Raw genomic sequence first — 10,947 nt, 5'->3', positions numbered from 1 at the left:
GTAGATTCCATGGGGGAGCGGTGAGCGAGCCCTTCCGGTAGGTTTGGGTTTTCCACGACTCGAACCATCGGAGAGCCAGATGCAAGCATCGACCCAAGGCACGCCCACCGCGGACAATTGTGGCACGATTTTTGTTGCGATTGAACTCAGTCAGAAGAAGTGGCTGGTCACGCTGCACAGTCCGGACCGGGGACGGATGTCGCGTCACAACCTCGAGGGAGGCGATCACGCCGGGCTGTTGGCGCTGATCGCAAAGGTCCGGGCGCGGGCGGCGCAGAAGCTCGGATATGAGCCGCGCGTGGTGAGCTGCTACGAGGCCGGCTATGACGGCTTCTGGCTGCACCGGCTGCTGGTCGCGGCGATGATCACCAGCTTCGTGTTCGATCCGTCGAGCATCGCGGTCGAGCAGCGGTCGCGGCGGGCGAAGACGGACCGGATCGACGGCGAGCTCCTGCTGCGCACGCTGATGGCGTATCTGCGGGGCGAGCCGCGCGTGGTTCGCGTGGTCCACGTGCCGACGGTGGAACAGGAAGATGCCCGACACGCCGGCCGCGAGCGCGACGTGCTGGTCAAGGAGCAGACGGCCCATACCAACCGGATCAAGGCGCTGCTGCGTCTTGTGGGCATGGCGGTCGGCAATCCACGGCGGAAGGACTGGCTCAGCTGGCTGGAGCGGCAGCGCGACTGGCAGGGACAACCGGTGCCGCCGCATCTGATGTCCGAGATCAAGCGCGAGCATGCGCGTCTGATGACGGTGCGCGAGCAGCTTGCGGCGGTGGAGCAAAGCCTGGAACAGAGCCAAATCGGGGACGCAGCTGCCGCTCCCACGGTACTGGCCAAGCAGTGCCAGCTTCTGCGCCGGCTCAAGGGGTTCGGTCCGGCCTTCGCCATGAGCTTGGCGAGCGAGCTGTTCTACAAGGACTTCCGCAACCGGCGCGAGGTGGCCAGCTATTGCGGCCTGACGCCCAGTCCGTGGCAGAGCGGCAGCATCGATCGCGAGCAGGGCATCAGCAAGGCGGGCAACCGGCGCGTCCGCCAGAAAGTGGTCGAGCTGGCCTGGCTCTGGCTGCGTCATCAGCCGGAGAGCGCGCTCAGTCGCTGGTTCTGCAGCCGCACCCTCAACGCCGGCAAGCGCGCCAGACGCATCGCGATCGTGGCGCTGGCCCGCAAGCTGGTGGTGGCGCTGTGGCGCTATCTGGAAACCGGCTTGGTGCCTGAGGAGGCCGTGATGAAGGCTTAACCGAACTTCGCGATCAGGCCCGCGGTTCGCCGCGGTCTCTGAGGATGGATGACGACCGGGCCACCCTAGGGCTGCACCAACAGCCGATTTGTAGATGGGTCTCATCCTCTCGTGGCTTCTTCGCCGCAAGCATGCGGAACGTGGGTACGGATCACATGATCCGACCGGATATGAGGTGATGCAGCGAGCAGCTGCAGCAACTTCGAAGCCAGTCCTCGGTCACGACCGCCGGTTCATCGCGCCACTCTCGGCTTCGCGAGCTCACCGCAAAGCCGCCCGCCGCTACAGCGCTGTTTGGGGCGCGCGTCGGTCGGCTTTGCTCCACGGAGTAATGCTGCTCAAGGGATACCACAGCATAGACAGAAAAACTGACCCCGACCTCTCAAAGAGGCTTGACACACAAATCCCCATATGAGGGTGGGCTAATCGTACTGAGTCACAAGAAGATTCAAGCCATTGAATCGACTCGTCTTTGTGCAAATATGGTCGTTCCAAAAAGCTCAAGAATTTCAACGAGAGCACCACACATGTGACTTAGTACGACTAAGCGGCCTCCTTGCACGCCACGGAAAGGCAAAAGCGTGCCCACCGTTGTCTCGACAGCATCGCTCGCGATGGTGGGCACGCTTTTGCCTTCGTGTGGCGAACTTCCGCGCATGTGGTCGCTTAGCCCCACCCTACCGTCGCATGATGCAGTAGCATTAACTGATGTCCATCGGCCGGCCGTGCGGCTCGCGGCGGAAGGCCAGGATCGCGATCAGCGCCGCCAATTCGCACACCGCGAGGAACAGGAAGGCCGGGGCGATCGCGTCGGTGGTCGCCTTGGGCGAGACCACGTCCTGGCTGCCCGCGATCAGCGCGAGACATACCGGTCCAAGGATCTTGCCGACGCCATTGGCGGCCTGCGCCAGCCCGAAGGCGCGGCCGCCGAGCGAGACCGGAAACACCTCGACCACATAGGGCGAGATGTTGGAGAACATGCCGCTGTAGAACGCGGCACCCGCGATCACCAGCAGCGCGAACACCGACCATCCGCCGACGAACTCACGATAGAACGCAAAGATCGCGAGCATGACCACGACCGAGGCCGCGGTCCCGACGATGGCCGCGCCGCGGCGACCGATATGGAGCGGCAGGACCGCGAACAGCACGCGGCCGAGCATCGAGGCGATGCTGGCATAGATGAAATAATGCGCCGCCTCATGCGCGGTGATCTTCAGGAGTTGCGACAGGATGGTCGGGCCCCACAGGATCACGCCATAGGTGCCGGTGGAGATGCCGGTCCAGATCACGACCACCCACCAGAACCGCTTCTGGTCCCGCCATAACTCGACGAACGATCCGGCCTTTCGGTCCGGCGCGGCGGCGCTCGGCAGCGTGATGCTGCTTTCCGCCACGCCGAGCAGCCTGGCGGCCTCGCGGCGGGCTTCCGCATTGCGGCCGCGTGAAAGCAGCCAGCGCACCGATTCCGGAACGATCCACGCGATCAGGAGCGAGGTGACGATCGGCAGCGCGCCGGTGGCGGCGACGCCGCGCCATCCGATCACCGGCAACAGCGCCGCCGAGACCATCGCGGCGAACATGGTGCCGAGCGCGACCGGAACCACCATCATGCTCGAGATGAAGGTGCGATACCGGGTCGGCGTGATCTCGACAATCAGCGGGTTCTGCGAGGTGGTCGCCGCCATCGAGCCGAAGCCGACCACGAAGCGCAGCAGCGAGAACTGGATCCAGGCGCCGTCGGGGATGGCTGCGCAGCCGGCGGCGCCGAGCGCGAAGATCAGGCCACCGGCCCAGATGATCCGCTTGCGCCCGACGATGTCGGCGATCTGGCCGCCGATCAGCGCACCTGCGATCGCGCCGACGCCGGACGACAACAGCATCATCGCGCTCTGGCCGTAGGTGAGATGCCAGCCCGGCGCCAGCACCGAGACCAGGTAGCCGACCAGGAAGAAGTCGTAGAACTCGAACATTTCCTGCAGGACGATCAGGAAGATCGTGAGGTAGTAGCGCGGCGTCAGCCTGGATTGCTCGATCGCGTCGAGCCAGTCTTGCGCGCGAGCGACACCTGGGGCCTGCACGCCGTCGCGGAGTCTGCCCGGCGGCGATCCCTGAACGACGTCTTGCGGGTCGAATGTTACGTCGGCCATCTTCGGCTACCGCAATGTCTCGAGATATTCCACGATGTCGTCGGCGTCCTTGCCGTCGGTGATGCCGTCGAGGGGCATGCGGTTGCCCTTCACCTTGCCCTGTGGATTGCTGAGATAGGCGCGCAGATTGTCCGCATCCCACACCAGGTTGGCGCGCCGCATCGCGTTGGAGTAGCGGAAGTCCTCGAGCGCCGCGGACCTGCGCCCGAACACGCCTTTCAGGCTCGGACCGAGCGCGTCGGGGCGGTCGGTATGACAGGCGGCGCAGGGCGCGAACAGCGCCTTGCCGTGCTCGGCATCGGCGGCGGCGGCCGGACAGATGACCAGCGCGAGGCAACAGGCCGTCGCGGTCGCGAGGTTGAGAGCCAAAACCCTCATGCGTCCCCCGAATTTCTGCATCACGCATGCACCAGCGGGCCGGCGGTCTTGAGATATTGCTCGGTGATCGCCTTGGCCGACCAGTAGGCCAATGCACCGACCGTGCCGGTCGGATTGTAGCCGTGCTGCTGCGGAAACACCGACGCGCCCTGGATGAACAGATTGTGCGCGTCCCAGGCCTGCAGATAACGGTTCACGACGCTCGACCTCGGGTCCGCTCCCATCATCGTGCCGCCGGTGCAATGGGTGGACTGATAGGGCACGATGGTGAAATTCTTCGGGCGGTTGTGCAGCTCGTAGTGAGTCGGGTTCATCGCCTTGATGACGCCTTCGAGCTTGTCGACCAGATGACGCGACATTCTGTGGTCGTTCTCGGTGGCATTGTAGGTCAGCCGCAGCAGCGGCCGGCCCAGCGCATCCCTGTAGGTCGGATCGAGGTCCATGAAATTGTCGCGGTGGGCATAGACCGAGCCCTGGGTGTTGAAGCGCGTGTTGCAGCGGTACCATTTCGCGGTCGCCTGCTTGAAGCCGGCGCCCCAGCGCGGCTCGCCCTTCGGCAGCGCGCGGCCGTCGATCGGCGGCGCGCCGTTATTGGCGCAGACGATGTAGCCGCCGCCGAAGAAGCCGAGGCCGGAATGATCGAAATTCTCGCCGTTGAAATCGTCGAACGCGACGCCCATGCCCGGCGCGCCCATGAACGGGTTGAACTCGCGGCCTTCGAAGAAGGCTTCGCCGCCGGCTTCGAACTGGTAGCAGTAGTTCTTGCCGACCACGCCCTTGCCGGTCCTGGGATCGTAGGGCTCGCCGATGCCGGCGAGCAGCATCTGCTGGGTGTTGCCGAACACGAAGGAGGACAGCACGACGAGGCCCGCGGGCTGCTCATATTCCTCGCCGGTCTTCATGTCGGTGTAGACGACACCGGTGACGCGTTTCGCAGCCTTGTCGTAGACAAGGCGTGTCACGAACACCCGCGTGCGCAGCTCGAATTTCGGCTCGGCGCGCAGCACGGGCATCACATTGACGTTGGGCGAGGCCTTCGCATTCGACTCGCAGGCGGTGCGATTGCAATGGCCGCAATATTCGCAGCGCCCGAGCGTGATGCCTTCGGGATTGACGTAAGGCGCGCTCGAGGTCGCGGTCGGCACCGGGAAGGGATGATAGCCGAGGCTCTTGGCGGCGGCGCCGAACATCGCAGGACCCGCGGCGGTCTTGATCGGCTTGTTGGGATAGTCGTTGCTGCGTGGTCCCTCGAACGGATTGCCGCCGTCGATCAGCCGGCCACGGAGGTTTCCGGCCTGGCCCGACACGCCGCACAGCCTGTCGAAGCGATCATAGGACGGCTCGAGCTCGTCATAGCTCAGCGGCCAGTCCTGGATGGTCATGGTGTCGGGAACGGAGCTGGCGCCGTATTTCTCCGCGAGCGCGCTCCGAATACGAAAATCGTTCGGCAGGAAGCGCCAGTGCAGCGCGCCCCAATGGATGCCGGTGCCGCCGACGCCCTCGCCGGGCAGGAAGGCGCCGAAGCGCCGGATCGGCAGCGCCAGCTCGTCGGGCGCGTTGCGGAAGGTGATGGTGTCGGTGGAATTGTCCTGCATCAGTTCGAGCCGCACCACGTAGCGCAGCTCGTCGCGCAGCCGCGTCAGCGTGAACTCCTCCGCCGGGTTGCGGTCGGCGCCGCGCTCGAGCCCGACCACGTCGAGGCCGGCCCTGGTCAATTCGCGCGACAGGATCGCGCCGGAAAAGCCCATGCCGATCACGACTGCATCGACGTCCTTCAATCGCCTTGCCATCGCCGCCCCCTCAACTGAAGTCGGCGATCGACTGCGGCTCCGCGACATAGCGCTTGTCGCGGTAGGCCTCGATCTTGTCGGCATAGGTGGCCGGCAGGCCGGGGAAGCCGATCATCTTCCAGGCGACCTTGTCGCGGTTGCCGCCGTAGATCGGATCGGCGAAGAAGCCCGCCATGGTGAGCGACAGCAGCTGGCCGAAGAAGGCGCGGGCATCGAAGTTCTCGAAGGCGGCCTTGCCGTCCTCCATCGCCTTCAAGGCTCCGACGCGGTCGCCGGCCGCGAGGCGATCGAAATCCTTGCCGAGCGTCTTGCGCGTCCAGGCATTGGCGGCGGCAATGCCGGTGGCGAAATAGTCGCGCGGCGTCAGCGGCAGTTGATAGCCCTGCTCCGGCTTGCCCTTCACGAACGGACCGGACCGGTACATCCTGGCGCCGCCGCCCCATGCGCTGCCGAGCTGGCGGTCGATGAAGATAGCGACGCCGCAATCGCTGCCTGACGGCGAGAGCTCGTCGGCGGGGATCAGCGTGTCGACGGCGGCGGCGATGAAGGCCGCTTCCTGCGCGGTCAGCGTGACGAACGGTTCGGGCTCCGGTGCTGGTGGCGGCGTTGCGGGCGCCGTCGCCGGCTGCTGTGCCTCCGCCGGCCCGGCGAGGCCGGCCGCAACCACGGTGCCGGCAAGTCCGGCGCCCAGCAGGAAGTTGCGCCGCGGAACACCGTCCTCGGACATGAGAGCCTCCCGTTGCCTGCCGATGGCTCATGCGCTGCGTGTTGAACGGTCGGACTTCGGCGTGGCCCGTTGCAGCTCTTGCCGCAACGTTACCTTAAGGATGTCGGGCGGCGGAAGAGGGCTTGCGGCATGGCAGAAATTCGTGAGCTTCCCTTGGTGATTTCAGCCGCTAGGATCACGGCAGCGCAACAACGACGACCAGCAAGGTAATGCGTCAAATGCAATCGATCTCCCGCCGCGCCATCCTGATCGCGTCCGGCAGCCTGATCATCTCCGGCGGCGCCGGGGCCGACGACTACCCCGCGCGGCCCGTCAAGATCATCGTGCCGTTCCCGCCGGGCGGCTCCAACGACATCATCGCCCGCGTGCTCGCGCAGAAGCTCTCGGAACGGACCGGACAGTCCTTCATCGTCGAGAACCGCGCCGGCGTCGGCGGCAATATCGGCGCCGAGGCGGTGGCGACCGCGAGCGCGGATGGCTACACGCTGATGGTCACGGCGCCGCCGCCGCTCACGACCAATGCCGCCTTGTACAAGAGCCTGCCGTTCGACCCGGCGACCGCATTCGCGCCGGTGGCGCTGCTCGCCACAGTGCCGATCGTGCTGATGGTGCATCCGTCGTTTCCGGCTCGGAACGTGCAGGAGCTCGTCGCGCTCGCGAAGGCAAAACCCGGCACGATCAATTTCGGCTCCTCCGGTATCGGCTCGACCAATCATCTGGCCGGCGAGCTCTTGAAGAGCTTGACCGGCATCGACATCGTGCATGTGCCCTACCGGGGCGCGGCGCCGGCGATGAATGACCTGATCGCTGGCCACATCCCGATGATGTTCGACAACATGCCGGCGGTGCTGCCGCAGGTCCAGGCCAAGAGCGTCAAGGCCATCGCGGTCGCAGGAGCCACGCGCGCCACCGCGTTGCCGGACGTCCCGACGGTCGCTGAGTCCGGCGTCCCGGGTTTCGAGGCGTTCGCCTGGTTCGGACTGGTCGCGCCGGCCAGGACGCCGGCGCCGGTGTTGGCGAAGCTCGAGGGTGAAGCGACCGCCATTCTCGCGGCACCGGGCATGAAGACGCGCCTCGCTGATCTCGGCGCCGAGCCGGGCGCGGTCAGCGGGGCTGCGTACGGAAAATTTCTCGCCGAGGATGCGGCGAAATGGACCAGGATCATCCAGATCTCGGGCGCCAAGGTAGAATGACGGCCGCGATCTGACCGATCATATTCCAAAGCATCATGCGAACTACCGGTCCGCGCCGTCGCTCCTGGCCCGCGCGATGATCTTGTCCACCACCGCGATCGCGAGCTGGCGTTCGGCATTGAGTCGCTGCGGTAGTAGACGCTGCTCGATCTGGAGACGATGGCGCCGACCTTCGAGCGCAGCTTCGGCGACAGCAGCGCGATGCGGCTCCGGTTCGCTGGTCATCGCGGCGACCGCGGCGGCGAGGCTAGCTCGTCCGCAGCGTGACGTTCAGCTCGTGAAAGCGGCGGGTCAGCTCCTCGACGCTCTTCCAGCCGGTCTTCTCGCGGGTGCGCCGCAGATGCGTGTAGACCGTGGTGACGCTGATGCAGCGCTGCTTCGCATAGGTGACGGCAGTCATCCCGCTGCCCAGCGCCTGGACGAGTTGCGCCTCGCCGTTCGTCAGCCCATAGAGCTCCTTCAGCATCCTTCCCGCGGCGAGACTTTTCTGCAGGGGATCGTGCACCAGGAGCAGGGCGGCGGCTTCCGGATGAGTTTCGCCGGCCCGGAACAGGGGCCGCACCGAGACCGTGTAGGGCGGCAGCCCATCCTCGCGCGGCACGGCGAAGTCGGTGGCAAGGCGCGTGGCCGCAACGTGCTGCATTCGCTCCACGCTGTCCAACGCGGCCGCGAGGCGATTGCGCAGATTTGGTGTCGCAAACTTGATTGCATTGTGGTCGATGCGGAAGTCGCCATTCTGCGAAGCGATGTGACCCAGCGCCTTGTTGGCATAGACGATAGTGCCATCGAGGCGCAGCAGCGCGATTCCGTCGGAGAGCAGGTCGAGCGCATGCTCGAACAGGGATTCGCGGGTGGGATCGGGAATTGCCGTGGTACAGGCTCGCTGGAAATTCGAAGCGAGTCGTTGCATCAGTCTGACCTCGCGAAACGCACCTTCGATCCGGTCCTCGGTTGATTCCGGCACCGCCATCTCGGCCAGGCCGGCGGGCGTCCGGAGCAGAGGCGACGCGCGTTATAGTCGACCGAGTCCAAAGGCTTGCGCGCGGGCGGGTCCGGTCATGTGCTCGGTGCGATGAGCACGACTTTGCAGAAACGCCTGTATCATGATTGAAACATCTTTTAAGGTAAGGCAAATTTGTTGTTTCAATGCTTTTGATAAGGAGAACTTTGATTGCGTGGGCTCAACTTCGACCAGCTCCGCACCTTGCTCGAGGTGATCGAGCAGGGAAGCTTCTCCGCGGCGGCGCGCCGGCTCAACCTGACGCAGCCGGCGGTCAGCCTGCAGATTCGCGAGCTCGAGCGGCGTTTCGGCGTACGGCTGATCGAGCGGTTGGGCAAGCAGGCCCATGCGACCGCACCGGGCGGCAAGCTCGTCGAGGCGGCCCAACGCATCCTGCGCGAATGCGATCATGCCGACACCATGATGCGCCGTTTTCGCGAGGACTGGGCCGGCCGCATACGTGTCGGCTCGACACTGACGACGTTGATCTATCGATTGCCGCCGATCATGCGCGCGCTGCGTCTCGCGCATCCCGGCATCGACCTGATCGTCAACAATGCGCCGACGCGGAGCTGCATCGAGAACATCATCCAAAACAGGATCGACCTCGCGCTGGTGAATCTGCCGGTGGAGGATCGGCAGCTCAAGATCACGCCGCTGTTCGAGGAGTTGATGGTGGCGATCTTTCCCATCGGCACGTTGGGCGTGCCCGACGTGGTGACCCCCGATTATGTCGCGAAGCAGACTCTGCTGGTGGAGGCAGCCACCAGCGCGGCGCATCCGCTCGTTCTGGGGTGGCTGTCGGGATGCGCGGCAGCACCGGTGGCGCTCGGGACCGTCGAGGCGCTGAAGTCCGCCGTGGCGTCGAATCTCGGCATGGCCATCGTGCCGGAAATTTCGATCGGCACGCACACGTCCGATTTCACGATCCGGCCGTTGCGGCCCCAGCTTTCGCGCACGCTCGCCTTGGTCGAGCATCCCAACAAGCGGAACGAGCCCGCGCTGGAGATCGTGCGCGACGCGCTGCTCGCCTTGCGAACCGCCGGGGCGGCCGAGCTCCGGACCTCGAAGCATCGGCGCAGCAATCCAAGCCGGCGCGGGCGCTAATTCAACTTGTGACCCAAGAGCGGCGCCTCGAACGGTAGACCGTCATTGCAGGTGCGAAGAAGTTTCGCAGTTGCGTCGAACTCTGGCCCGTCACCGCAAGCCGCCGACCAGCCGCGGGTTGCTGATCAAAAGTCTCGCTCAAAGCCTCGAACTGGTTCATTATTCCATCGCATGCCCGTTGATCGGGGAATGCCTGCACACATCAACAACAAGCAAGAAGGCACGAGGAAGCGTCATCGAACAGTAAACGAGGAGGCAAATGCCAATGACTGCGACGACAATCGCGTTGGGTCCCATGTCCGAGGTCGAGCGTCAGTCGGCCCTGCGCCGCGCCGTGATCGCGAGCACTGTCGGGACCACCATCGAATGGTACGACTTCCTCATCTACAGCACGGTGACCGGCCTGGTCTTCAACAAGGTCTACTTCCCAGGCTCCGATCCGTGGGTCGGCACGCTGCAGGCGTTCGGCGTGTACTTCGTCGGCTTCATCGCGCGGCCGATTGGGGCCGCGATTTTCGGCCACTATGGTGATCGCATCGGCCGCAAGGCGACCCTGATCGTCACCTTGCTGATGACGGGGATCGCGACCGCTGCGGTCGGGCTGGTGCCGGGTTACGAGTCGATCGGGATCTGGGGAGCGGTCATCCTCACTTTGCTGCGCCTGATCCAGGGCATCGGCGTCGGCGGCGAATGGGGCGGCTCGGTGCTGCTGGCGATGGAGTGGGCGCAGACCAACAAGAACCGCGGCTTCATCACCTCTTGGCCGCAGTTCGGCGCGCCGGCCGGCCTGTTCCTCGCCAACATCGCCGTGCTGTTCTTCAGTTGGTATTCGGGCGATCAGTTCCTGAACTGGGGTTGGCGCGTCCCGTTCCTCATCAGCATCGTCATGGTGGCGGTCGGGCTGTGGATCCGTCTCGGCATCCTCGAGACCCCGGTTTTCCAGCGCATCGTCGCCGAGAACAAGATCGAGCGGGCGCCGATCATCGAAGTGCTCAAGCGTCAGCCGCGCGAGGTCATTCTGTCGGCGCTGCTGCGGATGGCCGAGCAGACTCCCGGTTACATTTTCAATGCCTTCGTGCTCACCTATGGCACGCTTGTGGTGGGAGCCTCCCGCAATCTGCTGCTCTCGGGACTGGTCGCCATGACCGCGCTCGGCTTCATCACGGCCCCGATTGCCGGCGCGCTGTCGGATCGAATCGGCCGCCGGAAGGTCTATATCGGCGGCTGCGTGTTCGTTGCCGCGTTCACCTTCGTTTATTTCGCGATGCTCGACACCAGGGAACCGTCGCTCATTTTCATCGCCGTCGCGCTCTCGTTCATTCCGGTGATGACGATGTACGGCCCGGAAGCCGCGCTGATCGC

At 65.0% G+C, this 10,947-nt stretch carries 10 protein-coding genes; 4 read left to right on the top strand and 6 right to left on the bottom strand.

What is annotated here, in order from left to right:
• Nucleotides 1–79: 79 nt before the first annotated feature.
• Nucleotides 80–1,240 carry an IS110 family transposase gene (locus JOY90_RS13060; RefSeq protein WP_291691542.1) on the top strand — a complete coding sequence of 387 codons (1,161 nt, stop codon included), beginning with the start codon at nt 80–82 and terminating at the stop codon, nt 1,238–1,240.
• 701 nt (nt 1,241–1,941) lie between these two features.
• Here JOY90_RS13060 and JOY90_RS13055 read toward each other — a convergent pair.
• From JOY90_RS13055 to JOY90_RS13040, 4 genes are read right to left on the bottom strand one after another with little or no spacing between them, the layout of a single operon-like run.
• A complete protein-coding gene (locus tag JOY90_RS13055; RefSeq protein ID WP_291691541.1) occupies nt 1,942–3,390 on the bottom strand; it encodes an MFS transporter in 1,449 nt (482 codons plus the stop codon).
• A gap of 6 nt (nt 3,391–3,396) precedes the next feature.
• A complete protein-coding gene (locus tag JOY90_RS13050; protein ID WP_291691540.1) occupies nt 3,397–3,768 on the bottom strand; it encodes a c-type cytochrome in 372 nt (123 codons plus the stop codon).
• Between the two features lie 20 nt (nt 3,769–3,788).
• A complete protein-coding gene (locus JOY90_RS13045; protein WP_291691539.1) occupies nt 3,789–5,558 on the bottom strand; it encodes a GMC family oxidoreductase in 1,770 nt (589 codons plus the stop codon).
• Nucleotides 5,559–5,568: 10 nt separating this feature from the next.
• Nucleotides 5,569–6,285, bottom strand: a complete 717-nt coding sequence (locus JOY90_RS13040; protein ID WP_291691538.1) for a gluconate 2-dehydrogenase subunit 3 family protein — start codon at nt 6,283–6,285, stop codon at nt 5,569–5,571.
• A 218-nt stretch (nt 6,286–6,503) separates the two neighbouring features.
• Here JOY90_RS13040 and JOY90_RS13035 point away from each other — a divergent pair, with 218 nt between their 5' ends.
• A complete protein-coding gene (locus JOY90_RS13035) occupies nt 6,504–7,478 on the top strand; it encodes a tripartite tricarboxylate transporter substrate binding protein (protein ID WP_291691537.1) in 975 nt (324 codons plus the stop codon).
• 42 nt (nt 7,479–7,520) lie between these two features.
• Here the strand turns inward: JOY90_RS13035 and JOY90_RS13030 are convergent, their stop codons facing one another.
• Together JOY90_RS13030 and JOY90_RS13025 are read right to left on the bottom strand one after the other, a co-directional pair.
• Nucleotides 7,521–7,703 (bottom strand): hypothetical protein, encoded by a 183-nt coding sequence (locus JOY90_RS13030; protein WP_291691536.1) that lies wholly within the window; start codon nt 7,701–7,703, stop codon nt 7,521–7,523.
• A gap of 22 nt (nt 7,704–7,725) precedes the next feature.
• Nucleotides 7,726–8,442 carry a hypothetical protein gene (locus tag JOY90_RS13025; RefSeq protein ID WP_291691535.1) on the bottom strand — a complete coding sequence of 239 codons (717 nt, stop codon included), beginning with the start codon at nt 8,440–8,442 and terminating at the stop codon, nt 7,726–7,728.
• A gap of 207 nt (nt 8,443–8,649) precedes the next feature.
• On the opposite strand from JOY90_RS13025, the gene JOY90_RS13020 reads away from it, so the two are divergent.
• Both JOY90_RS13020 and JOY90_RS13015 read left to right on the top strand, forming a co-directional pair.
• Nucleotides 8,650–9,585 (top strand): LysR family transcriptional regulator, encoded by a 936-nt coding sequence (locus JOY90_RS13020; RefSeq protein ID WP_291691534.1) that lies wholly within the window; start codon nt 8,650–8,652, stop codon nt 9,583–9,585.
• A gap of 265 nt (nt 9,586–9,850) precedes the next feature.
• The coding region (locus JOY90_RS13015; RefSeq protein WP_291691533.1) for an MFS transporter at nt 9,851–10,947 on the top strand (1,097 nt) is incomplete at its 3' end.

The sequence above is a fragment of the Bradyrhizobium sp. genome (assembly GCF_019242285.1).
Classification (GTDB): Bacteria; Pseudomonadota; Alphaproteobacteria; order Rhizobiales; family Xanthobacteraceae; genus Bradyrhizobium.
Note: the sequence above shows the minus strand (reverse complement) of the source record. Positions and strands in the feature narration are given on the sequence as shown.